The organism is Cobetia sp. MM1IDA2H-1, assembly GCF_002916775.2.
Lineage (GTDB): Bacteria > Pseudomonadota > Gammaproteobacteria > Pseudomonadales > Halomonadaceae > Cobetia > Cobetia marina.
On the sequence record NZ_CM133225.1, the window covers coordinates 923,024 to 946,302 of the forward strand.

At 64.6% G+C, this 23,279-nt stretch carries 20 protein-coding genes; 6 read left to right on the forward strand and 14 right to left on the reverse strand.

The genetic code is table 11. The features are described 5' to 3' along the window. Positions 1–28 precede the first annotated feature (28 nt). Complete coding sequence (locus BOH68_RS03965; protein WP_077371856.1) at positions 29–1,120, forward strand: amidohydrolase family protein; 1,092 nt, start codon at positions 29–31, stop codon at positions 1,118–1,120. Between the two features lie 111 nt (positions 1,121–1,231). On the opposite strand, the gene purH is transcribed toward BOH68_RS03965, so the two are convergent. The 8 genes from purH to dsbD all read right to left on the reverse strand — a co-directional run bounded on the left by purH (position 1,232) and on the right by dsbD (position 10,216). After that, positions 1,232–2,809 carry a bifunctional phosphoribosylaminoimidazolecarboxamide formyltransferase/IMP cyclohydrolase gene (purH, locus tag BOH68_RS03970; RefSeq protein ID WP_077371859.1) on the reverse strand — a complete coding sequence of 526 codons (1,578 nt, stop codon included), beginning with the start codon at positions 2,807–2,809 and terminating at the stop codon, positions 1,232–1,234. 62 nt (positions 2,810–2,871) lie between these two features. Next, positions 2,872–3,168 carry a DNA-binding transcriptional regulator Fis gene (gene fis, locus BOH68_RS03975; RefSeq protein ID WP_043331993.1) on the reverse strand — a complete coding sequence of 99 codons (297 nt, stop codon included), beginning with the start codon at positions 3,166–3,168 and terminating at the stop codon, positions 2,872–2,874. Further along, positions 3,165–4,199, reverse strand: coding sequence for a tRNA dihydrouridine synthase DusB (dusB, locus tag BOH68_RS03980; protein ID WP_077373125.1), 1,035 nt, complete (start codon positions 4,197–4,199; stop codon positions 3,165–3,167). Before dusB ends, fis begins: the two co-directional genes overlap by 4 nt. A 168-nt stretch (positions 4,200–4,367) precedes the next feature. Continuing rightward, entirely contained in the window at positions 4,368–5,282 is a 915-nt protein-coding gene (gene prmA, locus BOH68_RS03985) for a 50S ribosomal protein L11 methyltransferase (protein WP_077371862.1), read from the reverse strand. Between the two features lie 184 nt (positions 5,283–5,466). Then, positions 5,467–6,807 (reverse strand): acetyl-CoA carboxylase biotin carboxylase subunit, encoded by a 1,341-nt coding sequence (gene accC / locus BOH68_RS03990; RefSeq protein ID WP_077371866.1) that lies wholly within the window; start codon positions 6,805–6,807, stop codon positions 5,467–5,469. Between the two features lie 19 nt (positions 6,808–6,826). After that, positions 6,827–7,297, reverse strand: a complete 471-nt coding sequence (gene accB, locus BOH68_RS03995) for an acetyl-CoA carboxylase biotin carboxyl carrier protein (protein WP_077371869.1) — start codon at positions 7,295–7,297, stop codon at positions 6,827–6,829. Positions 7,298–7,463: 166 nt separating this feature from the next. After that, on the reverse strand, positions 7,464–7,901 hold the full coding sequence (gene aroQ / locus BOH68_RS04000) for a type II 3-dehydroquinate dehydratase (protein ID WP_077371872.1): 438 nt from the start codon (positions 7,899–7,901) through the stop codon (positions 7,464–7,466). A gap of 284 nt (positions 7,902–8,185) precedes the next feature. Further along, complete coding sequence (gene dsbD, locus BOH68_RS04005; protein WP_258038150.1) at positions 8,186–10,216, reverse strand: protein-disulfide reductase DsbD; 2,031 nt, start codon at positions 10,214–10,216, stop codon at positions 8,186–8,188. A gap of 354 nt (positions 10,217–10,570) precedes the next feature. On the opposite strand from dsbD, the gene BOH68_RS04010 reads away from it, so the two are divergent. Continuing rightward, positions 10,571–11,674 (forward strand): DUF2333 family protein, encoded by a 1,104-nt coding sequence (locus BOH68_RS04010; RefSeq protein ID WP_077371875.1) that lies wholly within the window; start codon positions 10,571–10,573, stop codon positions 11,672–11,674. 168 nt (positions 11,675–11,842) lie between these two features. On the opposite strand, the gene ppa is transcribed toward BOH68_RS04010, so the two are convergent. Next, entirely contained in the window at positions 11,843–12,373 is a 531-nt protein-coding gene (ppa, locus tag BOH68_RS04015; protein WP_043331979.1) for an inorganic diphosphatase, read from the reverse strand. 329 nt (positions 12,374–12,702) lie between these two features. Between ppa and BOH68_RS04020 the strand changes: the two genes are divergently transcribed. Next, positions 12,703–14,430, forward strand: coding sequence for a bifunctional protein-serine/threonine kinase/phosphatase (locus BOH68_RS04020; protein WP_077371878.1), 1,728 nt, complete (start codon positions 12,703–12,705; stop codon positions 14,428–14,430). A 148-nt stretch (positions 14,431–14,578) separates the two neighbouring features. Here the strand turns inward: BOH68_RS04020 and BOH68_RS04025 are convergent, their stop codons facing one another. Then, the gene (locus BOH68_RS04025; protein WP_077371881.1) at positions 14,579–15,841 is read right to left on the reverse strand and encodes a 6-phosphofructokinase; all 1,263 of its coding nucleotides are present in this window, start codon (positions 15,839–15,841) and stop codon (positions 14,579–14,581) included. A gap of 192 nt (positions 15,842–16,033) precedes the next feature. Between BOH68_RS04025 and mpl the strand changes: the two genes are divergently transcribed. The 3 genes from mpl to BOH68_RS04040 are packed head-to-tail and all read left to right on the forward strand — an operon-like array spanning position 16,034 to position 18,798. After that, a complete protein-coding gene (mpl, locus tag BOH68_RS04030; RefSeq protein WP_077371884.1) occupies positions 16,034–17,476 on the forward strand; it encodes a UDP-N-acetylmuramate:L-alanyl-gamma-D-glutamyl-meso-diaminopimelate ligase in 1,443 nt (480 codons plus the stop codon). Beyond that, positions 17,473–18,126: a flavin prenyltransferase UbiX gene (locus BOH68_RS04035; RefSeq protein WP_077371887.1), complete on the forward strand. Its 654-nt coding sequence runs from the start codon at positions 17,473–17,475 to the stop codon at positions 18,124–18,126. The genes mpl and BOH68_RS04035 overlap by 4 nt, the downstream gene beginning before the upstream one ends. A 42-nt stretch (positions 18,127–18,168) precedes the next feature. After that, positions 18,169–18,798, forward strand: a complete 630-nt coding sequence (locus BOH68_RS04040; protein ID WP_077371890.1) for a LysE family translocator — start codon at positions 18,169–18,171, stop codon at positions 18,796–18,798. Positions 18,799–18,955: 157 nt separating this feature from the next. On the opposite strand, the gene BOH68_RS04045 is transcribed toward BOH68_RS04040, so the two are convergent. From BOH68_RS04045 to BOH68_RS04060, 4 genes are all read right to left on the reverse strand, one after another. Further along, positions 18,956–19,834 (reverse strand): DMT family transporter, encoded by an 879-nt coding sequence (locus tag BOH68_RS04045; protein WP_077371893.1) that lies wholly within the window; start codon positions 19,832–19,834, stop codon positions 18,956–18,958. A gap of 80 nt (positions 19,835–19,914) precedes the next feature. Beyond that, on the reverse strand, positions 19,915–21,369 hold the full coding sequence (locus BOH68_RS04050) for a bifunctional DedA family/phosphatase PAP2 family protein (protein WP_258038151.1): 1,455 nt from the start codon (positions 21,367–21,369) through the stop codon (positions 19,915–19,917). After that, complete coding sequence (locus BOH68_RS04055; protein WP_077371896.1) at positions 21,366–22,328, reverse strand: diguanylate cyclase domain-containing protein; 963 nt, start codon at positions 22,326–22,328, stop codon at positions 21,366–21,368. Before BOH68_RS04055 ends, BOH68_RS04050 begins: the two co-directional genes overlap by 4 nt. Continuing rightward, complete coding sequence (locus BOH68_RS04060; protein ID WP_077371899.1) at positions 22,328–23,269, reverse strand: hypothetical protein; 942 nt, start codon at positions 23,267–23,269, stop codon at positions 22,328–22,330. Before BOH68_RS04060 ends, BOH68_RS04055 begins: the two co-directional genes overlap by 1 nt. Positions 23,270–23,279 lie beyond the last annotated feature (10 nt).

The following is a 23,279-nucleotide window of genomic DNA, read 5'->3' on the forward strand; positions in this document are numbered from 1 at the left end:
ATCGAGCGATCTTTCCTCGGAGCCACCCATGCTGAAGCTTGCCTCTCGCCCCGTCCGTTTCTCTCGCCTGTCCTGTCTGCGCCAGCGTCCTCTCCTCCAGGGGGCGCTGGCGTTGCTGTTGGGGCTTGCCGGCAGCATGGCTGTCGCCGAGCCCGTGGCTGCCGATGAGACACGCGATTATCACTACAGCGACGCCCACCTGCACTTCGTCGACTTCTTCCAGCAGGGCGATGGCCTGGGGGCCTTGCTGGATGCCATGGATGAGGCGCAGGTGGATCATGCCCTGATCACGGGCATCGGTGTCGCCAAGAAATGGCAGCAGGACGCGCCCAAGAAGCCGCGTTACTACATGGGTGATGATGGGCCGGTCTACTGGTACTCCGGTACCGATTACATTCTGGCCGAGGCGTTGACTCGCGCTCCCGAGCCGGTCCAGGCGCGTTTCTCGCCGTTCATCACCGGCTTCAACCCCACTGATCTGAATGCTGCCGATGAGATTCGCCAGTTGATGGCGATCTATCCCGGCTTCTGGAAAGGCATCGGCGAGGTCTTCACGCGTCATGATGACCTGACGCGCCTGACCGAGGGCGAGACGCCACGAGCCAATCATCCCGCCTTGAGAAAGGTCTATGCGCTGGCGGCGGAGAAGGGCCTGCCGGTGATGGTGCATTCCAATGTCACCAGCAAGCGTGAGGGGCATGAGGGGCTGTATCTCGAGGAATTCGAGAGTGCGGTGCGCGACAATCCGGACACGACCTTCATCTGGGCACACGCGGGTACCAGTGCCGAGCTCAATCGTCGCCTGGGGCGCATGACATGGCTGCACGGCGAGATCGAGCGCATGCTGGAAACCTATCCCAACCTGAATATCGACCTGTCCTGGTCAGTGCTGGAGCCGTATCTGCTGGATGACAAGGGCCAGCCGCGCCCGCGCTGGGTCAAGCTGGTCGAGCGCTTCCCACAGCGCTTCGTGCTCGGCAGTGACGTGGTCGGGCGCTTCGGTTCGGTGGGCGATATCCTGGCAAGTTACACGCCATTCCTCGATGCCCTGTCGCCACAGATGGCGCACAATGTCGCCCGTGACAACTTCCTGCGCCTGGTCAGACTGCCTGTCGAATAGGGGCAGGCGTTGATGCCCCGGCATACGAAAAAGCCCCCGTCAGCGATTCGCTGGCGGGGGCTTTTTCGTGAGCGTCAGAGAGGCTCACACATCATGTGTCAGAGCCGTCGATCAGTGACGGAAGTGACGCATGCCGGTGAAGACCATGGCGATGCCGGCTTCGTTGGCCGCATCGATGACTTCCTGATCACGCATGGAGCCACCCGGCTGGATGACGGCCGTGATACCGGCCGCCGCCGCGGCGTCGATGCCGTCACGGAACGGGAAGAAGGCATCGGAGGCCATCACGGAGCCCGGCACTTTGAGCCCTTCATCGGCGGCCTTGATGCCGGCGATCTTGGCCGAATAGACGCGGCTCATCTGACCGGCGCCCACACCGATGGTCTGGCCATCCTTGATGTAGACGATGGCGTTGGACTTGACGAACTTGGCCACTTTCCAGGCGAAGGTCAGGTCGTTGAGTTCCTGCTCGCTCGGCGCGCGCTCGGTGACGACCTTGAGTTCATCACGGCCGACCATGCCCTGATCGCGGTCCTGCACCAGCAGACCGCCGGTGACGCGCTTGAAGTCGTGACCGCCGGTACGCTCGGCCGCCCAGGCATCCGCGACGTCGAGCAGACGCACGTTGGCCTTGGTGGCGACGATGGCAGCGGCTTCGTCGCTGATTCCCGGGGCGATGATCACCTCGACGAACTGGCGCGAGACGATGGCCTGCGCGGTCTCGGCGTCCAGCGGCACGTTGAAGGCGATGATGCCGCCGAAGGCGCTGGTCGGGTCGGTCTGATAGGCGCGCTCGTAGGCGGCCAGGGCAGACTCGCCGATGGCGACGCCACACGGGTTGGCGTGCTTGACGATGACACAGGCGGTCTCGTCGAAGGCCTTGACGCACTCGAAGGCGGCATCGGTATCGGCGACGTTGTTGTAGGACAACGCCTTGCCCTGGACCTGCACGGCCGTGGCGACGCTGGCCTCGGTGGCACCGTCCTCGACGTAGAAGGCCGCTTGCTGATGCGGGTTCTCGCCGTAACGCATGTCCTGCTTCTTGCTCAGGCTGACGTTGTACTGACGCGGCAGACCTTCACTGCCACCCTCGACCCGCTGACCCAGCCAGTTGGCGATGGCGCCGTCGTAGGCGGCGGTGTGCTCGAAGGCTGCCACGGCCAGGTCGAAGCGCGCTTCGTCGCTGACGGCGTTGTCATTGGCATCCATCTCGGCGATCACGCGGTCGTAGTCGGCCGCGTTGACGACGATGGTGGTGTGCGCGTGGTTCTTGGCGCAGGAACGCACCATGGTCGGGCCGCCGATATCGATGTTCTCGATGGCGTCTTCCAGCGAGCAATCCGGGTTGGCCACGGTGGCGGCGAACGGATACAGGTTGACGATGACCATGTCGATGGGGTCGATGCCGTGCTCGGCCATCACCGCATCATCCTGACCGCGTCGACCGAGAATACCGCCGTGGATCTTGGGATGCAGGGTCTTGACCCGGCCATCCATCATTTCCGGGAAGCCGGTGTGCTCGGAGACTTCGGTCACGGCCAGGCCGTTGTCCTTGAGCAGACGGAAGGTGCCGCCGGTAGACAGCAGGGCGACGCCACGGGCGTCGAGGGCACGGGCGAATTCGACGATGCCGGTCTTGTCGGAAACGCTCAGGAGGGCGCGACGGATGGCTTGGGGCTTGGCTTGCATGATGCTCCACTCGTGGATCAACAAAAAGACGCCGGGGCACCTGTGAGGATGCCCCGGCGGGGTCAGATCAGATCAAACTGCTTGAGCTTCTTGCGCAGCGTGCCTCGATTGAGGCCCAGCATATCGGCGGCGCGGGTCTGGTTGCCCTGGGCGTGGGCCATCACCGCTTCCAGCAGCGGCGCCTCGACCTCGGCCATCACCATGGCATGCAGGTCGGTGACCTGCTCGCCATCCAGGTGGGCGAAGTAGCGCGCCATGGAATGCTCGACGGCTTCGCGCAGGGTCTGATGGTGCCGAACGGGCGTCATCAGCGTGGCCTGGCTTGCGTCGTCAGGGGATAGAGGGTGCCTGCTGGTCATGCTGCGTGACTTCCTTGCGTCTCGGTGCGGGCGATGCCTTCCGGCTCGCCGAACAGGCGTGTCAGGAACTGGCGCTGTTCATCGGGCTCCTCGAGAGGATTGAAGCTGCGCTTCAACTCACTGCCATCCTCGCGGGTCGCCAGGTACCAGCCCACATGCTTGCGCGCGATGCGCACGCCCATGTAGTCACCGTAGAATTCATACAGGGCCTCGAGATGGGTGCGCATCACCTGGGCACGCTCCGCATCGCTCGGGCCGGAAGCTACCTGGCCAGTGGCCAGATAGTGATTGATCTCGCGGAAGATCCAGGGGTTGCCCTGGGCCGCACGGCCGACCATCACGGCATCGGCGCCCGTATAGTCAAGCACATGTCGCGCTTTCTCGCCGCTGTCGATATCGCCATTGGCGAAGACCGGGATCGAGACTGCCGCCTTCACCGCAGCGATGGTGTCGTATTCGGCCTCACCGGTATATTTCTGCTGACGGGTGCGACCATGCACGGAGAGCGCCTGGATGCCGGCACTCTCGGCCATGCGCGCGATGGTGATGGCGTTGCGTGTTTCCTCGCACCAGCCGGTGCGCATCTTCAGCGTGACCGGCACCTTCACGGCACGCACCACGGCCTCGAGAATCTCGCCGACCAGACGCTCATCGCGCATCAGGGCAGACCCGGCGGCCTTGTTGCAGACCTTCTTGGCCGGGCAGCCCATGTTGATGTCGATGATCTCGGCGCCCATCTCGGCATTCAGCGCGGCGGCCTCGGCCAGCATCGCGGCATCGCCCCCGGCGATCTGCACGGCACGCGGGCCGGGTTCACCGGCATGATTCATGCGCGTGCGCGACTTGACGGTGTTCCACAGGCGCTTGTCACTGGTCACCATCTCCGAGACCACGAGCCCCGCGCCCAGCTCACGACATTGCTGTCGGAACGGGCGATCGGTGACGCCGGCCATCGGGGCCAGAATCACGCGATTGGGCAACTGGTGCACACCGATGCGCGGGAGCTCGGCGTGAAGGGATGTCTCGGTCATGGGGCTCGTGTCATGCAGTGGGGTGGCGCGCGATGCAGGCATCACGGGGGCGTCATGATACCTAGAGCGCCGCAGGGTTTGAAGGGCTATTTCATCCGTGGCGCGTTCCGGAGGTCTTCCTTTGCGCCGTGGATTCCCTGCGCTGCGGCACTCATGGTATCGCGTGGCTCAGCCCTCGAGCGGGCGCTGGCCGTTGAGGCGCACCCAGCCATCGCGCTCGGTGGGCTCTTCCATGATCAGGCCGGCCTCACGATAGGCCTCGAGCACGTCTCCCGCCTGGGGCGCGAGAATGCCGGAAAGCGCCAGGAGGCCACCCGGGGCCACACTGCCCGCGATCTGCGGGGCCAGCTCGACCAGCGGGCCGGCCAGGATGTTGGCGACCACGATCTGATAGCCCGCGTCCGGCAGGCGGTCCGGGTAGCACAGTGTCAGCCTGTCGCTGACCTCGTTGCGCTGGGCGTTGTCGCGGGAGGCCTGCAGGGCCTGGGGATCGATATCGGTGCCCATGGCATCCACCGCGCCGAGCTTGAGTGCGGCGATGGCCAGGATGCCGGAGCCGCAGCCGAAGTCCAGCACGCTGTGCCGGGCGAGCTTGCCCTCCACGGCCAGGCCATCGAGCCATTCCAGGCACAGGGCGGTGGTCGGGTGAGTGCCGGTGCCGAAGGCCAGGCCCGGGTCGAGCATCAGGTTGACGGCGTCCTGTTCCGGCGCGTCATGCCAGCTGGGCACGATCCACAGCCGCTGGCCCATCTTGAGCGGCTCGAAGCCGTCCATCCACTCACGTGTCCAGTCGCGGTCCTCGAGAATCTCGACCTCGATCTCCGGGCAGGGCTCATCGGGAATCAGTGCCGCCCAGCCGGCCTTGACCCGCTCGCGCATGGTCTCGATGCCTTCGGTGCCATCCCACAGGCCGGTAAGCACTGTCTCGCTCCACAGCGGCGTGCTGCCGAGATCCGGCTCGAACAGTGGCTGATCCTCGGCGTCCTGCAGGGTGATGGCGCAGGCACCTTCTTCCATCAGCAGATGCTCGAGAATCTCGGCGTGGTCGGGGGCGATACGCGCCTTGAGTTGCAGCCAGGACATGGTGGCTCCTGTCGAATAGGTAGGGAGTGAAGAGAATAGACGAAGCGGCAGTGGGGGCAGGGGCGCTCGGATGCCGGCATGACCCTGAGCGCACTCAAGGGCCCCTGCGCAAACGACAGAAGGGCGGCCGAGGCCACCCTTCTGTCATGTGTCGACCGATGCTGCCAGTCTCAAGCAGGGCAGATTACAGGCCCAGCTTCTTCTCCAGATAATGGATGTTGACGCCACCTTCCTGGAAGCCGGCATCACGCACCAGATCCTTCTGCAGGTCAGTGTTGGTCTTGATGCCTTCCACCAGCAGCTCATCGAGGGCATTGCGCATGCGCGTCAATGCGATCTCGCGGCTCTCGCCCCAGGTGATCAGCTTGCCGATCAGGGAGTCGTAGTGCGGCGGCACGGTGTAGCCGGAGTACAGGTGCGAGTCCATGCGCACGCCCAGACCGCCCGGCGCGTGATAGAGCTCGACCTTGCCCGGAGACGGCATGAAGGTGCGCGAGTCTTCGGCATTGATGCGGCATTCGAAGGCGTGGCCACGCAGCTTGACGTCTTCCTGCTTGATGGAGAGCGGCAGTCCGGAGGCGATGCGCAGCTGCTCCTTGACGATGTCGACGCCCGTGACCATCTCGGTCACCGGGTGCTCGACCTGAACGCGGGTGTTCATCTCGATGAAGTAGAACCCGCCGTTCTCGTACAGGAATTCGAAGGTGCCGGCGCCACGATAGCCGATCTCGATGCAGGCATCGGTGCACGACTTGAGGACCTTGGCACGGGCTTCCTCATCCAGCTGCGGTGCCGGCGCTTCTTCCAGCACCTTCTGGTGACGACGCTGCAGGGAGCAGTCCCGGTCATACAGGTGAATGGCGTTGCCCTGGCCATCGGCCAGCACCTGGACTTCGACGTGACGCGGGTTCTGGAGGAATTTCTCCATGTACACCGTGCCGTCGCCGAAGGCCGCGGCGGCTTCACCCTGGGTGATGCTCACCGAGGACAGCAGGCTGGCCTTGGAGTGCACCACGCGCATGCCGCGACCACCACCGCCAGCGGCGGCCTTGATGATCACGGGGTAGCCGATGCGCTCGGCGATGGCGAACATCTCGTCTTCATCCTGTGGCACCGGACCATCGGAGCCCGGTACGGTCGGGACGCCGGCCAGCTTCATCGCTTCGATGGCCGCGACCTTGTCACCCATCATGCGGATGGTGTCAGCGCGCGGGCCGATGAAGGCGAAGCCTGAGCGTTCGACCTGCTCGGCGAAGTTGGCGTTTTCCGACAGGAAGCCGTAGCCCGGATGGATGGCGTCGGCATCCGTCACCTCGGCGGCTGCGATCAGCGCCGGGATGTGCAGATAGGATTTGGCAGAGGAGGCCGGGCCGATGCAGACAGCTTCGTCGGCCAGGCGGACGTGCATCAGATCGCGGTCGGCCTTGGAGTGCACCGCTACCGTCTTGATGCCCAGTTCCTTGCAGGCGCGAAGGATGCGAAGTGCAATCTCGCCGCGGTTGGCAATCAGTACCTTGTCGAGCATGGTGACGTGTCCGTTGGGATCAGGAAATGACGATCATGGGCTGGTCGAATTCAACCGGCTCGCCGTCTTCGATCAGAATGGCTTCCACCACACCATCCTTGTCGGCTTCGATCTGGTTCATCATCTTCATGGCTTCGACGATGCAGACGGTATCACCTTTCTTGACGCTCTGGCCGACTTCGATGAAGGCCTTGGAGCCCGGTGCCGGAGAGCGATAGAAGGAGCCGACCATCGGCGAATTGATGGTGTGGCCCTGCGGCGCTGCCGGAGCGGCGGCTGCCGGTGCCTCGACGCTGCCGGCTGCCGGTGCGGCCTGCTGCTGCATCGGTTGCTGCTGCATCATCATCGGGGCCTGCATCATCGGCTGCTGGGCGAAGCCCTGCGGATGGCGGCTGATGCGAACGGACTCTTCGCCTTCCTGGATCTCGATTTCGCTGATGTTGGACTCTTCGAGCAGCTCGATCAGCTTCTTGACCTTGCGGATATCCATGAAATTCATCCCGATATAAAGGTGGCTGGAAATGGGGTGTGCAACCGAGACGTCACTGGTTGCGGGTGACAGCGATATTGGCTGTCCCGACCGATGGGCCGGTCAATCCTTGTCTCAGGCAGCTATGAGGCCTGCCGTGCCTGAAGGCCGCGCCGGGACGTTCCTGCTAGGCAAGATCGGCCAGGGCGGCATCAAGCGCCATGTCGTAACTTCGAGCGCCAAACCCCATGATCACGCCGCGTGCCACATCGGAAAGATAGGAATGATGGCGGAACGCCTCGCGGGCATGGGTATTGGACAGGTGCAGCTCGATGAAGGGCAGTGCGACCCCCAGCAGGGCATCGCGCAGCGCTACGCTGGTATGGGTAAAGGCCGCGGGATTGATCAGGATGATGGCGGTGCCATCCTCACGGGCCGCATGCACGCGATCTACCAGCACATGCTCGGCATTCGATTGCAGCCAGTCCAGCTGGTGGCCAGCCTGGCTGGCCCGTGTCTCCAGACGTGAGCGGATATCTTCCAGGGTGGTCGTGCCGTACACCTCGGGCTCGCGGGTGCCCAGCAGATTGAGGTTGGGGCCGTTGAGTACCAGGATGCGTGCCATGAAAGTCCTCTTGTCAGCGGAAGCAAGTGCGTGACTCGCTGAGCTGTTAACCCTGGGTGAAAATGCAAAGATACCGTCACTATCCGCGACGTTTACCTATTGAGCCTAGACTGTTGTCGCAGTGACGCGGATTCTGCCGAAATTCTCGAACGCTGTCCAGTTTGGCACCGAACCGGATTTCCTGCCGCTTTTATCCTGATTGCCACGCCGACTCTCCCGCGCTGCCATCCCGTCAACATCGCGACGTCATCTGCCGGTGTCCGGCATGGCTGACTCCCGACAGATCATGCACCCGCGGCAGTGCGATGGTGACGCAGCACCTCGTCGAGATGCTCGCCCAGCTGCTCGGCATCGACCTCTCCCTGAATCCGCGCTTCGGTCATTTCCTGTTGTCCTGCGAAGAACAGCAGGCTGGGCGGTCCGAAGAGGCCGAACGATGACAGCAGCTCACGGGTGGTGGCATCCGTCTGGGTGACATCGGCGCGAATCAGATGAAACTGTCGCAGCTGGCTCGCGACGCGCGGAAAGACCTCGCGCTCCATCACCTTGCAGGAGATGCACCAGTCGGCGTAGTAATCGACGAAGACCGGCTGCCCGCGACGGTCAGCCAGTGCCAGCTCGCGCTTGAGGGCAGCCATGTCAGTGACGGTGGTGAAGTCCAGCGTCTGCTCGGTTGCCTGTCCCGAGGCAGTTCCGCCTCCGGTGAAGGGGGCCAATGGGCGTAGCGGATCGCTTGCGCCGCCGGCCACGCCCAGCAGGCTGATCATCCCCCAGCCGAGTGCCAGCAGCCCCAGTGCCTGACGGGCGCGGGCCCAGCCGTGGCTTGAGGAGCTGATCGCGCCGAGCGCCACCCCGGTGCCGATGGCCAATGTCGCCCAGCCCAGCACCGTCAGCGAGGCCGGCAGCAAGCGCTCTACCAGCCACAGCGCAACGCCCAGCAGCAGAATGCCGAAGGCCTGCTTGATGCCTTCCATCCAGCCGCCGGCCCTGGGCAGGAGACTGGCGCCGAAGGTGCCGACCAGTATCAGCGGCACCCCCATGCCGAGCCCGAGCGCGAACAGCGCCAACCCGCCACTGGTGGCATCGCCACTGGCGGAGAGATAGACCAGCGCACCGGCCAGAGGTGCCGAGACGCAGGGCGATACCACGAGTACCGATAACGCGCCTGCCAGCGCCAATCCCCCCGGGCCGGCATTCATCAGGCGCCCCTGCAGCGTGTCGAGGCGCGAATGCAGGCGGCCGGGCAGGCGCAGATTGAAGGCGCCGAACATGGCCAGCGCGAACAGCACGAACAGGGCGGCAAAGGGAATCAGCACGACGGGAGATTGCAGTTGGGCCTGCAGGTTGAGGCCGGCGCCGAACAGACCCATCAGCGTGCCGGCCGCGGCGTAGGTGAGCGCCATGCCCAGGGCGTAGCTTGAGGACAGCAGCAAGGCGCGCGGGCGGCTGGGGCGCTGGCCGACGATGATCGAGCTGAGAATCGGGATCATCGGCAGCACGCAGGGCGTGAAGGTCAGCCCGAGGCCTGCCAGGAAGAACAGCCCGAGCAAGGTGACGAGGCCGGCATCCGTGAACAATGCTCGAAAGCTGCCATCCGTCCCCGGGATGGCAGTGGGCTCGCCGGCACGATGTGCGCCAGTGTCGTCGGCAGCGCCGCTCTCCAGGGTGGCGGCATCAGGCATCAGGTGGGCAAAGGCGTCGGGCGCACTCTGCTCACCGGCCTCGAGCGTGACGGTCTCGGGGGGATAGCAGAGGCCGGCGTCGGCACACCCTTGGAAGGTGATGGATATCGGTACCGGACCACTGATCGATGACGCCTCGTCCGGGGCATTCTGACGGTCTATGGCTGTCAGAGGCAGGCGAATGACCAGTGGGTCATGGAAGACGTGCACGTCGCCCAGATAGGGGTCCTGCTTGAATTCGCCGGGGGGCAGGTCCGCGGCACCGAGCCGGAGATCGTCACGGGAGGTCGCGAAGTCGAATTGATGGCGATAGAGGTAATAGCCCTCGGCACTGGTGAAGCCGACATAGAGGGTGTCGCCTTCACGCCATGCGCGGGGCGTGAAGGCCTCTTTGACCGGCAGGAAGTCGCTGCTGGATGCCTGACTCGTGAACAGTCCGGTAGACGATTCGCTGCTGGAGGAGGTGGCCGGACTGCTGCCGAACAGCCCGGCATGGGCTGGCAGGGCGAAAGTGGTCAGGCTGAGGAGCAGCACAATGACCAGCAGCACCCCGGGGCGCATCGGTCGGGCGAGGGCGAGACTGGCGCGAATCTGGCGGGAGATCGCGTCATTTGCGGGAAACGGACGAAGCACGAAGGCATCCTTTTGCAGTGCCGGGAGAAGAAGCCGATCTTGCGAGTGCCTGTGCCCTCTGCGCGATCAGCTCGCTTGAGGTGTTCGTCACGGAAAGAGGGCCGGCAATGATGCCCACGATGATCACGGGTCGCGACTTGCACCAGGATGAATGCGCCACCATGTAGCGATGATCTCCCCCGGTTCTGACGTCGCGATGAGCGCGACTGGCACACGCAGGGACGCATGATAGGATAGGACGTACGTCATGAGTACCGGCGCTGGAGGCAACGCGGGTATCGACACCGGTTCACGGTCTTCTGACTCGTCTTTTTTCACACGGCTTTTTACAAGGCTTCATACAAGGAAGAACGCATGGCCCTATTCGGTAAAGGCAGCAAGCGTGGCGCGGGTCGCGACGTGCTGGAAACACCTCAGTATGGCTGGATCTGGAAACCACTGGTCGGGCTGTTCGTCATTTACCTGCTGGTCTGCGTTGGCCTTGGGATCTACTGGAGCAGCGAGCCGGACGAATTCAATGTCGACCAGGCCACGCGCACCGAACTGGCCCGCGTACATGGGCTGGCGGCACCCGTTGCCAGTGTCGATGGCGAGCAGCCGGCACCGGCCTTCGAGGTGCTGCCGACGGGCACGGCGACTGTCGCGACCCTGATGAAACTCAACGATACCCTGCTGCACAAGCCCGGCGGCTATCTGAAGAATGACGTGGCACCCCCGGGGCTGTGGCTGGACAACATGCCCAACTGGGAATATGGCGTGCTGGTGCAGGTGCGCGACATGACGCGCGAGCTGCGCAAGGAATTCAGTCGTTCACAGTCTCAGTCCAGTGATGACAAGGCGCTGGGCAAGGCGGAATCGCTGCTGTTCATCGACGCCAATGCCTGGATGCTGCCGGAAGCCGAGCATGAATATGCCGATGCCAACCGCCAGTTGGGGGACTACCTCAAGCGTCTGAGCGATGACACCCAGAACAATGGCCAGTTCTATGCGCGCGCCGACAATCTGGTGGCCTGGCTGTCGGATGTCGAGAATCGTCTCGGTTCCCTGTCACAGCGACTGTCCGCGAGCGTCGGCAAGTCTCAGCTCAATCTGAGTCTGGCCGGTGACAAGAACGCGACCTCGGCCAAGAGCACCCAGACGGAAGAAGAGATCAAGACGCCGTGGCTCGAGATCGACGATGTCTTCTATCAGGCGCGCGGCACCTCCTGGGCGTTGATCCATCTGCTCAAGGCGGTGCGTCATGACTTCCAGGGCGTTCTGGAAGACAAGAATGCCCTGACCTCCATCGACCAGATCATCCGTGAGCTGGAGTCGACCCAGACCGATATCGGCAGCCCGGTGATCCTCAACGGTTCCGGCTTCGGTTTCTTCGCCAATCACTCGCTGGTCATGGCCAACTACATCGCACGCGCCAATTCCGCGATCAGTGACCTGCGCAGCCTGCTCGAGAAGGGCTGAAGTCTGACGCGAGGCTGGCGGACCCTGACGGAGGTCATGTCCCGCCAGCCTCGTCAGCCTGAACTGGATCGGGCTGAGCCCAGAAAACGAAAAGCCCCCGTCAATGACGGGGGCTTTTTCATGAGCGGTCAGCAAATGAGGGTCAGTTGGCGACCGTCACGGGAAGGATCAGTCCTTCTGGTAGGCAGCTGCTGCCTTCTCGATCGCGGCACGCGCGGCATCAGCGCCGTCCCAGGAATCGATCTTGACCCACTTGCCCTTCTCGAGATCCTTGTAGTTCTCGAAGAAGTGCGCGATCTGCTGACGCAGCAGTTCCGGCAGATCAGTGACTTCCTGGACGTCGTCGTACAGGGAGGTCAGCTTCTGGTGCGGTACGCAGACCAGCTTGGCGTCTTCGCCAGCTTCGTCGCTCATGTTGAGCACGCCGACCGGACGCGCACGGATGACACTGCCCGGCGCGACCGGATACGGAGTCACGACCAGCGCGTCGAGGGCATCGCCATCGTCAGCCAGGGTGTTCGGGATGTAACCGTAGTTGGCCGGGTAGAACATCGGAGTGGCCATGAAACGATCCACCATGAGTGCATCGATGTCCTTGTCGATCTCGTACTTGATCGGCGCGTGATTGGCCGGAATCTCGATCGCTACGTAGACGTCGTTCGGCAATTCCTTGCCAGCGGGGATCTTGTCGAAACTCATTGTCGAGTCCTTGGGTTTGCGGGTTGAAGGCCTGCGGGTCAAAATTCCGCTGAATTATACGAACTGGCAGACCGTTTTGCCATTATGCCACGCTCGATCGCCTTGCGTTGCACCAACGAGTGGTGGCACTGCAGGCTGACTCGGGTAACACTTGGCAGCGCGCGAGTCCATGTGGAGGCCATCCATCGACACTCTGGCCGATGGTGTGCCCGTTGTTCAAGGATCGCCGCGCGACTCGCGGTGCCGTGCAGACACTGTAACGAGGCCTGTCGTGGCCGGCATGCACCAGCAGGGTCGTCACCGCAGGACAGACATGCAAGGAGACCGCCTTGGCGGATGCAGAGCTTTCACTCAGTTATGGTCAGGCCTTCGTGGCACCGGACCGCAAGCGCCACCGCAGCTCGATGTCGCTGGAAATTCCTGTCGAGCGTGGCCCGCTGGCGACCAAGGGCGGCTGTGCGTTGATCGCGGATACCACCAGCAAGAACGCCATCGCCAAGCAGGCGGGCGATCTGGCCGTGCGTGGCTTTCTGGCCGACTACTTCGCCACGCCCGACAACTGGAGCGTCAAATATTCCGCGACTCGTGTGCTGCGAGCGCTGAACAGCTGGTGCTACAGCCAGAGTCGCTTCGTGCGTGGCGGCAGTTACGTCACCTCGATTTCCGCGGTCATCTTCCGTGGTCAGTCGGCGCATCTGTTCCATGCCGGCGATACCGTGGTGTTCCGTCTGCGTGGTGGCGAGTTCGAACAGATCTCGCGTGATCATGTCACGGACCTGGGCGGTTATCGCTATCCCTCACGGGCTCTGGGCATGGATGTCAGTCTCGACATCGATTACATCGAATTGCCGCTCAAGCAGGGCGACATCTTCCTGCTGACCACCCAGGCGGTGCGCGGCACCTTGCTGCCCTCGGACTTCGTGTCACTGATTCGTGACGATGTCTCGGATCTGGACGCCGCCAGCGAGCGTCTCGCGCATGCCGCGGCGGACCGTGCCGACGAACGTGGTTATACCGCGGATCAGTTCTGCTTCCAGCTGGTGCGTATCGATCGCCTGGCCAGTGCCAGCGAGGACACGCCGGGGCGCATCTATGGGGATCTGCCGGTGCCGCGCGAGCTGGAGCCGGGGGATCGCATCGATGGGCTGGAAGTGCTGGAGGTGATGTCACGCAGTGCGCGGGTGCGCGTCTACAAGGTCCGGGATCTCAAGAGCCGGCGCGTGATGGTGATGAAGGCGCCGAGTCCGGAGCTCTCGCTCAAGAACGCCTATCTCGAGCACTTCCTGCTCCAGCAGTGGGTGGTGGATCGCGTCAACTCGCCCTTCGTCGTCAAGGTGGTGGAACCCTCGCGCCCGCGGGATCACCTCTACTATCTGCTCGAGCATCTGGAGGCGCAGACGCTGACCGACTGGGCGCGCCAGCATCCCCAGGCCAATCTCGAGCAGCGCCTGGATATCGCCCGCCAGCTGGGCAAGGCGGTCCACGCACTCAATCGGCGTGAAGTGCTGCATCAGTTGATCCACCCCGACAACGTGATGATCGACCGTCACGGCAAGGTAGTGCTGGTGGACTTCGGGGCCTGTCATCTGCGCGAAGGGGATGGGCACGAGAGTGCCGGTCCCCTGGTGCGCCAGGTCGGGCTGACCGAGCACAGTGCGCCGGAATATGCGCTGGGGGCCGAGGTCAGTCGCCGCAGCGATCAGTACGGGCTGGCGTCGGTGATCTACTGGCTGCTGACCGGCATGCAGCCCTACGCTCAGTCGATGGATCAGCTGCGCACCCAGACGGACCTCGAGCTGCTGGAGTATCAGCCGGCACGCATGCGCAACCCGCAGGTTCCCCAGATGCTGGACGATGCCCTGAGGCGTGCGCTGGACCCTCAGCGCACCTTGCGCTTCCGACGTCTGTCGGAGCTGCTCTATGCACTGCGCCTGCCACAGCAGGACCCCGGCAAGGCCATCACGCCATCCGAGGCCATGCGCGAACCAGCCAATTTCTGGCAGGGCGTCGCCGGCATCCTGCTGTTGCTGCTGGTGCTGTCCTGGTTGCTCAAATAGCCCTGCGTGTGTCGGTGGCGTGCGGTTGTCGAGAGCAGCCTCGCGTCATGAACGAGAAAGCCCCGCACAGTGATCTGTGCGGGGCTTTCTCATGGGTGCCGCAACGGCGTTGGCACAGCGCTGCCCGGGAAAACGGTAGCGCGATCGATCAGATCGAGAACGGCGTGAGCTTCTTCTCGACCTTGGCCAGCGTGAGGCGGGCGACGGCCGGCAGACCATTGACGAAGGGCGGGAAGTCCTCGCCCTGGATCAGCGGTGACAGGTACTGGCGGCAGGCGTCAGTGATGTAGAAGCCGTCTTCGCTGATGAACTCCAGCGGCATGAACTTCTCATGGTTGGCGATCTGCTCCAGCGGTGCCTCGATGATGTCCCAGGCGTAGTCAGCGCCATCGCCGAGGCGACGGATCGCCGGCATCACGGCGTTCTTGCCGGCCAGGGCCATTTCCACGGCAGCACGACCCGTGGCGTACGCCTGCTCGACGTCGGTCTTCGAGGCGATGTGGCGTGCCGCGCGCTGCAGATAATCGGCCACGGCCCAGTGATACTTGTAGCCGAGATCCTGCTTGACCATGCCGGCCAGCGTCGGCGCCACGCCGCCCAGCTGACGGTGGCCGAAGGCATCGGTGTTGCCGGCATCGGCCAGGAAGGTGCCGTCTTCGTAGCGGGCACCCTCGGAGACCACCACCACGCAGTAGCCGTGGTCCTTGACGCACTGGTCGACACGCGCCATGAAGTCCTTGCGGTGGAAGGCGACTTCCGGGAAGACCACGATGTGCGGCGGCTGAGTGGCATCTTCGCCAGCCAGGGCACCGGCGGCGGCGATCCAGCCAGCGTGACGTCCCATGACCTCAAGGATGAACACCTTGGTGGAAGTGGCGCACATGGAGGCGATGTCGAGGCCGGCCTCGCGGGTGGAGGTGGCGATGTACTTGGCCACGCTGCCGAAGCCCGGCGAGTTGTCGGTGATCGGCAGGTCGTTGTCCACGGTCTTGGGTACGTGGATGGCCTGGATCGGGTAGCCCATGGTCTCGGCCAGCTGGGAGACCTTCAGGCAGGTATCGGCGCTGTCGCCGCCACCGTTGTAGAAGAAGTAGCGGATATCGTGGGCCTTGAACACCTCGATCAGACGCTCGTACTGGGTACGGTGATCCTCGATGCTCTTGAGCTTGTAACGGCAGGAGCCGAAGGCACCGCCCGGGGTGTGGCGCAAGGCGGCGATGTTCTCGTCGCTTTCCTGGCTGACATCGATCAGATCTTCGGTCAGGGCGCCGATGATGCCGTTGTGACCGGCGTAGAGCTTGCCGATCTGGTCGCCGTGTTCACGCACGGCTTCGATCACGCCACAGGCGCTGGCATTGATGACGGCGGTAACGCCACCGGACTGGGCGTAGAAGGCATTGTGCTGGGGCATGGGCTTCTCGTCTCTGCTTCCTTGTCATGATCTTGAACGGGCTGGCGCTTACCCGCCGCATCATATCCGAAAGACATGACCCCTGCACGACGCCCGGATGCCACGTGTCTGTCGTTCTGCCCCGACACGCCCGTGCTACTCGCCGCCTGGCGGGCATGCTAGGCTGCTCGGGCTTCCGGATTGGAGAAACAGATGCACCTTCACGTCATCGGTATTTGCGGTACCTTCATGGGCTCTCTGGCACTGCTTGCGCGTGCGCGCGGCCATCGCGTCACCGGCAGCGATGCCAATGTCTATCCGCCCATGAGCACACAGCTGGCCGAGGCCGGTATCACCCTGATGGAAGGGTATGCCGCCGACAATCTCGAGCCCGCGCCAGAGCTCACGGTGGTCGGCAATGCCGTCTCGCGCGGCAATCCTGAAGTCGAGGCGCTGCTCGAGCGCGGCCTGGCCTACACCTCCGGCCCGCAATGGCTGTGTGACGAGGTGCTGACGGGACGACCGGTGATCGCCATTGCCGGCACCCACGGCAAGACCACCACCGCGACCATGACCGCCTGGATTCTCGAATGCGTGGGCCTCACGCCGGGCTATCTGATCGGGGGCGTGCCGCCGCAGCTGGGCGATTCCGCGCGTATCGGCGACCCGCAGGCACCCTTCGTGGTCGAGGCCGATGAGTACGACACGGCCTTCTTCGACAAGCGCTCCAAGTTCGTGCATTACCGTCCGCGCATCGCCGTGCTCAACAATCTCGAATTCGACCACGCCGACATCTTCCCGGATCTCGCGGCCATTGAACGGCAGTTCCATCACCTGGTGCGTACCGTGCCGGCTGGCGGCAAGCTGGTGGTCGCAGCGGACGCCGTCGCCGGTGCCGAGGCGCTGGAACGCGTGCTGGATCAAGGCTGCTGGACGCCGGTAACACGCTTCGGCGATGAAGGTGGTATCGAGAACGCCGGTGGCGACTGGCGCTATCGTCTGATCAGTGCCGATGGCAGCCACTTCGCGCTGGCGGCGCCGGCCACCGTGTCCGGCGAGGCGGACTGCTTCGTCGAGTGTCAGTGGGCGATGCGCGGACGCCACAACGTGGCCAACGCCTGTGCCGCGGTGGCCGCTGCCGTCGAGTGCGGCGTGAGTGTCGAGGCGGCGCTGCAGGCGCTCGCGCGCTTCGCGCCGCCTAGGCGCCGTCAGGAGCTGCGCGGTGAGGTGGCCGGCGTCAAGGTCATCGATGACTTCGCGCACCACCCGACCGCCATCGCCACCACGCTTGAGGGCCTGGCGCCGGGCGTGGCAGCCGAAGGGCAGGGTGGTCGTCTGTGGGCGGTGATCGAGCCGCGTTCCAACACCATGAAGCTTGGCACCATGAAGGCGCGCCTGCCGGCAGCGGTCACCGCAGCGGATCGGGTCAGCTGGTTCGCGGGCCCGACACTGGGCTGGTCACTGGACGAGACGGTCTGCGAGTGTCGTGCCCTTGGCGTTGAAGCCGATGTCGAGCAGGATCTCGATGCCCTGATCGCCAAGATCGCCAATGACTCCCGCGCCGGCGACTGGGTGGTGGTGATGTCCAATGGCGGCTTCGGCGGTATCCACGAACGTCTGTTGAGTGCACTGGCAGCACGGGAAGGTGAGGCATGAGCCAGCAAGCGAAAGCCCCCGAAGGGGAGTTCAAGTCGGCGGTCACCGTCGCGCTGACCGGGGCCTCGGGTGCCCAGTACGGCCTGCGGCTGATCGAATGCCTGGTCGCGGCGGGTCATGAGGTGATGGTGATGGTCTCCAAGGCCGCCCACATGGTGATCGCCACCGAGACCGATGAAGAACTGCCGGCGCGCCCGGCTCGCCTCACCGAGGTGCTCACCCAGCGCTACGCCGCCAGGCCCGGTCAGATTCGCTGCTTCGGCCGCGAGGACTGGATGGCGCCCGTGGCGTCCGGCTCCGGCGCGCCGAGTGCCATGGTGGTATGTCCATGTTCCACCGGCTCGCTCTCGTCCATCGCGACCGGCGCCAGCAACAATCTGATCGAACGCGCCGCCGACGTCGCCCTCAAGGAGCGTCGCACGCTGATTCTGGTGCCGCGCGAGACGCCGTTCTCGGCGATCCATCTCGAACACATGCTGAGCCTGACGCGCATGGGGGCCGTCATCCTGCCCGCCGCCCCCGGCTTCTATCACCGCCCGCAGACACTCGATGACATGATCGACTTCATCGTCGCGCGCATTCTCAATCAGCTGGGAATCGCGCATGCGCTGATGCCGCGCTGGGGCGAAGGGCATGTCAGTGGTGACTAGTGTCGCCATCTTGATCATCGGATTGTGCAGGGAGAGCAGGGAATGCTGAATTGGTCATTGTTGTCGGTGTTCGTGCCGACCTTCTTTCTGGTGTCGCTGACACCGGGCATGTGCATGACGCTGGCCATGACCCTGGGGATGACGCAAGGGGTGCGCCGCACCCTGTGGATGATGGTGGGCGAGCTGCTGGGGGTCGGGCTGGTGGCGGTCTCGGCCGTGATCGGGGTCGCGACCATCATGCTGCGCTATCCGCTGGTGTTCTCGGCCTTCAAGCTGGCCGGGGGCGCCTATCTGGTGTGGCTCGGCATCCAGATGTGGCGCTCGCGGGGGCGCCTGGCGCTGGGGGCCGTGGGCGAGGCCAGTGCTGCACCACGCGCCTCGCGGCGGACATTGGCGGCACAGGGCTTCGTCACCGCCATCGCCAATCCCAAGGGCTGGGCGTTCTTCATCGCGCTGCTGCCACCGTTTCTGGACGCGAGCCTGCCGATGACGCCACAGCTGGTGGCGCTGGTGGGCATCATTCTCACGCTCGAATTCAGCTGTCTGATGCTGTATGCCGGTGGCGGCAGTGGACTGGCGCGCTGGCTCGGTCGTGGTTCGCGCGTGCGGCTCATGAACCGGGTCGCGGGGACCCTGATGGTCGGCGTAGGCATCTGGCTCGCCACCGGCTGACCTCGGCATGCCAAGGCGCTGACCGACACACCCCGAACACACGAAGGCCCGCCAATGGCGGGCCTTCGTGTGTTCGCCGGCTGGAGCAACCGCGACGACGGGGACTATCGGGGCGGCTGGCGCAACGCCGGCAGCTGTCTCAACGGTGGTGTGCGAGTCAATTGCGTCGCAGGGTCTCCAGTGCCGCCGCCGCCACGATGAAACTGCCGCCCACCATCGTCATCCAGGTGGGGGCCTCGCCGAGAATCAACCAGGCAAGCAGCACCCCATACACCGGCTGCAGACAGCCGATCATGCCGACGGTCTTGGCCCTGAGGCCGCCCAGGGCGAAGGTCATCAGGGCATGGGGGGTGGCCGTGAACACGACGGCCAGTACCAGCATGGCGATGCCTGTTCCCGGGCTTGCGTCCATGATCTCGCCGGAGGCGAACGGCAATGTCAGCACCACCACGCCCAGCGCCTGCAGGCTCATCGACAGCACCGGGTTGAGGTGGCTGAGACGATAGCGCACCAGCAGATTGCGCGCCGCGAACAGCAGGCCCGAGAACACGCCCCACAACACTCCCGCCAGGCTATCGCCCTGCGCGCTGCTGTCGCCGCCGGGAACCAGCAGCCAGACGCCGATGCACACCAGCCCTGCCGCCGCCAGATCCCCGGCTTTCAGGCGCGTGCCCTCCACCCAGGGTTCCAGCAGCACGATGAAGATGGGGTAGGTGAACAGTGCCAGCATGCCGGTGGCCACGGACGAGACCTGCATCGCGTGGAAGTAGCTGACCCAGTGAGCGGCCATCAACGCCGCGGCCACGCCCACCAGCGCCCAGTCGCGGCCGCTCAGGCGCAGCGAGACCTGCCACTTCAGCCGTGCGATCCACAGAAGGAACAGGCCGGCCAGCAGGCTGCGCCAGGTGGTGATGTCGAGCGCCGAGAGTGGCAGGCCCTTCGAGAACAGCGCCGTGCCGCCGAGCAGCGCGATGCCGAGATGAATCGACATGAGCGCCTGGGGCTGGTTGGCAGGGGGAGCGGCAGGACCGGGCATGGGTATCCTCTTGGGCAGAAAGCGAAGGTGGTGGTGATGACGTGCAGCGATCACCTTGAGGGTCGATCGTGAATGACGGGCTAGAGCGGCAGCCACAGCAGGCGCGCCGTCAGCAGACCCAGACTCGCCAGGCTCAACCACACCACGGGGGCGGTCGGCGAGGGGCAGGGTTGCTGGACGAAGGCAGGGTAGCTGATGCGCACCAGAGCACACGACAGCAGTCCCAGGCAGGCGCCGCCCAGGATATCGCTCAGATAGTGCACGCCGAGGAAGATGCGAGACAGCCCGATCACGCTACAGGCGATGATGGCGCTCCAGTAGATCCAGCGTCGGCGTGGAGAGGGTTGCCGTTCGGCGATGAAGGCGGCTGCCAGGCCGAATACCGCGACGGCACCGGCCGTGTGGGCACTGGGGAACGACATCGAGCCCTCGAGGAAGGCGGGAGTGTCCGGACGGGGGCGCTGGATCAGATACTTGAGCACGGTATTGGCGCAGGCGATGCCGACCCAGGCGGCGCTCAGATGGATCCATATCGCATGGCGGCGCGTGAGTGCCAGCCACACGAGCCAGGGCGCCACGAGTGCCGCGAGCCCCATGCCATCGCCGAGCTGCGACAGCCACAGGCTGGCCTGGTGCAGAAGGTTCTCGGGCAGCAGGGTGTGGAGTCTGTCGGCGAGCGAGGCCGCGACGACGTCGATCTGCCAGGGCCCGGGGTGAGCGAGTGCCGCCAGACTCATCGCGGGCACGCTGATGACGGCAAAGACCAGCAGTGCCATCGAGGCCAGCGGGAACTCGCCTTCCGGGTCGGGGTGGCGCAGCTGCCACCACAGGCGACGGCCGGATGCCGAGCGACGCATGCGGCGCGCCAGCCAGTGATAGAGGCGGCCTTCGCGGCCCAGCTGGCGGCGCAGAAAGGAGAAGGCAAAGGCGCAGGCGATCAGGCCGCTGGCCAGGCCGATCAGCAGGCCGTTGGCGCCCGGTGGCAGCGTGAACAGTGATTGCCAGGTCTGGCCCAGCAGGTAGCCCGGCAACAGATAGGCGGGTGACCACGCCAGTGCCGAGAGACCATTGACCATGAAGAAGCGCGAGGCCGGCATGTCCAGCATGCCCGCGACCAGCGGGATGATCGGGCGTACCGGGCCGACGAAACGCCCGAAGGCGATCGACCAGCTGCCATGGCGATGGAAGAAGCGCTGACCGTGTTCGATCCATTCGGGGTGGCGCGAGAAGGGCCAGCGCTGCGGTAACTGATCCCGATGATGGACGCCGAGCCAGAAGCTCACGCCATCGCCGATCACGGCCCCCAGCGCACCGGAAAGCAGCACCAGTGGCAGGGAAAGCTCAAGATGCCCCGCCAGCGAGGCGCCGGCCGTCAGCATGACCACACCGGGGACCAGCAGGCCGACGATGGCGAGGGATTCGAGCAGGGAGATGAAGCCGATGATGACAATCAGCGCCACGGGGTGCTCGCTCAGCGTGGCCATCAGGGAAGTGGGGTCCAGCCAGTGAGTCAGTGTGGCAAGGGTGTTGCTCATTCATTGAGGTCCATCAGGGTGAGTTGGGCGGCCAGCAGGCGTTGTTCGAGTTTCTGTACCGTGTCGCCCGCCTTGTAGTTGACGAGACGAGCGTGAGCGATGATCGAGCCGGTCTCGGGCTGTGTCGTCGCCGCCAGGGCGGCTGTCAGGCGTTCACGCATGATCAGGGCGCCGGCCTCGCCGGTATTGGGGAGCATCAGCCAGAACGTGGCCTTGTCACTGCGACACAGCAGATCGCCCTGACGCGAGATGCCCTGCATGACATCGCAGGCCGAGGAGAGACACTCGATGCGGCGGTCTTCCCCGAATTGCTCACCGAGCATCTCCAGCTGCGGCAGGTAGATGACCAGGATGCTCAACGGCTGCTCCAGCGCACTGGCGCGTGCGGCCTCGCTGGTCAGCCGCTGCTGGCCGGTGCGCGCATTGTAGGCATTGCACTCGACTTCCTCGCTGGCGGTCATGCGCATGACACCTGACTGCAGGTTGTTGATCACGAAGGGCTGGCTGGCGACCAGCAGCAGGCAGACATAGCGCAGTACCTCGCCGAAGTTGTCATCCGGCTGACCCAGCAGCCATAGCCACAGCGGGGCCAGTACCACGTTCAAGAGCATCGCCGGCGCCAATGGCAGCAGCAGCAGTGTCAGGATGCTCGGCAATCCCAGCCACAGCGACATTCCGATGTGCGCGCTGGGGGCCTCCAGCGCCAGCATCAGATAACCGCCAATCAGCGCCAGATAGGCGGGAAGTGGCTGCTCTTCATCCAGGAGGTGCAGAGCGGTCGCGATCCCCATCAGCAAGGTGGCCAGCACCGGTGTCAGGATGTGGGAGTAGTCCCCGACCAGATAACGCCAGAGCGCGTAGGTGGCCAGCACCAGGGTCGCCAGCAGCATGATCAGGGTCTTGCGATTGGCCAGCCGGCGGCGCTCTCTGGCGCGCGTGGCCGTCGTTGACGAGGACATCAGTCTTCAGCCTCCGCCTGGTGGGTGTCGGCGAGTGCCGCCTTTCGGGAGGGGAGCGCGGGCAGGTGAGTGATCGGCTCGCGCTCCTCGCTGAGGTTGGCGCTCGCCGCCTGCAGGTCGAGATGGTCGGCCTCGGTATCGTTCAGCGGCTGGACCCGCGCCCGCACTGGCATGGCGAGATGCTCCATGAGCTGACGCCGCCGCAGGTTGGCGGCGTGTTCGCTGCGTGCCACCAACAGCAACGCTAGGCAGCCGTCGTCAAGCTGATAGCGTGTCTCATGGGGCAGCGCCGCGCTGTCCAGCGTATTCAGCAGACGGCGACGCGTGAGGCAGGTGGGCGTGGCTGGCTCCAGCAGGATCAGCTCGATGTGGATGCCTTCACGATCTGCCCGGGAAATTTCGCGCGGCAGATCCCGGAGCAGCTGGTATTGTGACCAGATGGCACGATTCGCGTCACGGCGACCGCGCCGTTCCAGCTGACGCCAGACCTCCTGCTGACGCTGCCCGGCGATGGCGCCCAGCGCCATCAAGGTGGCCGTGATGCCGATGCCAAGGCTCAGCCAGTCACTGCCCAGCGGCGTGAGTGCCAGCCAGGTGGTGATCAGCCCGATGATGGCGCAGGCCGGCGCCAGCCACGCGGGGCGCGGATAGAGCAGCAGCACGGCAAACCCCCATAGCCACATCATGTGCTGCTCGGGTGCCAGCAGCACCAGCAGCGCCATGATCACCGCCACGCTGAGCATGGCCGTGGTCCGGAACCAGCCCAGCGTGAAGAGTTCGTGCGCCAGGGAGACCACCAGCAGCAAGGTGCCGCCGATGGCCAGCAGCAGTCCGGTGATGGTCAGGGCGAGGCTGATCTGGCGCGCCGCTTCCAGCAGCAACAGCACAGAGCCGAGCAGACAGATGAACTGACTGACCCGGACTTTGAACTTGATCTCCATGGTGACTTAT

What these genes read in the sequence shown, in the direction of transcription:
- BOH68_RS03965 (WP_077371856.1), top strand. Translation starts at nt 29, where the DNA reads ATGCTGAAGCTTGCCTCTCGCCCCGTCCGTTTCTCTCGCCTGTCCTGT.
- purH (WP_077371859.1), bottom strand. Translation starts at nt 2,809, where the DNA reads ATGCAAGCCAAGCCCCAAGCCATCCGTCGCGCCCTCCTGAGCGTTTCC.
- fis (WP_043331993.1), bottom strand. Translation starts at nt 3,168, where the DNA reads ATGACCAGCAGGCACCCTCTATCCCCTGACGACGCAAGCCAGGCCACG.
- dusB (WP_077373125.1), bottom strand. Translation starts at nt 4,199, where the DNA reads ATGACCGAGACATCCCTTCACGCCGAGCTCCCGCGCATCGGTGTGCAC.
- prmA (WP_077371862.1), bottom strand. Translation starts at nt 5,282, where the DNA reads ATGTCCTGGCTGCAACTCAAGGCGCGTATCGCCCCCGACCACGCCGAG.
- accC (WP_077371866.1), bottom strand. Translation starts at nt 6,807, where the DNA reads ATGCTCGACAAGGTACTGATTGCCAACCGCGGCGAGATTGCACTTCGC.
- accB (WP_077371869.1), bottom strand. Translation starts at nt 7,297, where the DNA reads ATGGATATCCGCAAGGTCAAGAAGCTGATCGAGCTGCTCGAAGAGTCC.
- aroQ (WP_077371872.1), bottom strand. Translation starts at nt 7,901, where the DNA reads ATGGCACGCATCCTGGTACTCAACGGCCCCAACCTCAATCTGCTGGGC.
- BOH68_RS04010 (WP_077371875.1), top strand. Translation starts at nt 10,571, where the DNA reads ATGGCCCTATTCGGTAAAGGCAGCAAGCGTGGCGCGGGTCGCGACGTG.
- ppa (WP_043331979.1), bottom strand. Translation starts at nt 12,373, where the DNA reads ATGAGTTTCGACAAGATCCCCGCTGGCAAGGAATTGCCGAACGACGTC.
- BOH68_RS04025 (WP_077371881.1), bottom strand. Translation starts at nt 15,841, where the DNA reads ATGCCCCAGCACAATGCCTTCTACGCCCAGTCCGGTGGCGTTACCGCC.
- mpl (WP_077371884.1), top strand. Translation starts at nt 16,034, where the DNA reads ATGCACCTTCACGTCATCGGTATTTGCGGTACCTTCATGGGCTCTCTG.
- BOH68_RS04035 (WP_077371887.1), top strand. Translation starts at nt 17,473, where the DNA reads ATGAGCCAGCAAGCGAAAGCCCCCGAAGGGGAGTTCAAGTCGGCGGTC.
- BOH68_RS04040 (WP_077371890.1), top strand. Translation starts at nt 18,169, where the DNA reads ATGCTGAATTGGTCATTGTTGTCGGTGTTCGTGCCGACCTTCTTTCTG.
- BOH68_RS04045 (WP_077371893.1), bottom strand. Translation starts at nt 19,834, where the DNA reads ATGCCCGGTCCTGCCGCTCCCCCTGCCAACCAGCCCCAGGCGCTCATG.
- BOH68_RS04050 (WP_258038151.1), bottom strand. Translation starts at nt 21,369, where the DNA reads ATGAGCAACACCCTTGCCACACTGACTCACTGGCTGGACCCCACTTCC.
- BOH68_RS04055 (WP_077371896.1), bottom strand. Translation starts at nt 22,328, where the DNA reads ATGTCCTCGTCAACGACGGCCACGCGCGCCAGAGAGCGCCGCCGGCTG.
- BOH68_RS04060 (WP_077371899.1), bottom strand. Translation starts at nt 23,269, where the DNA reads ATGGAGATCAAGTTCAAAGTCCGGGTCAGTCAGTTCATCTGTCTGCTC.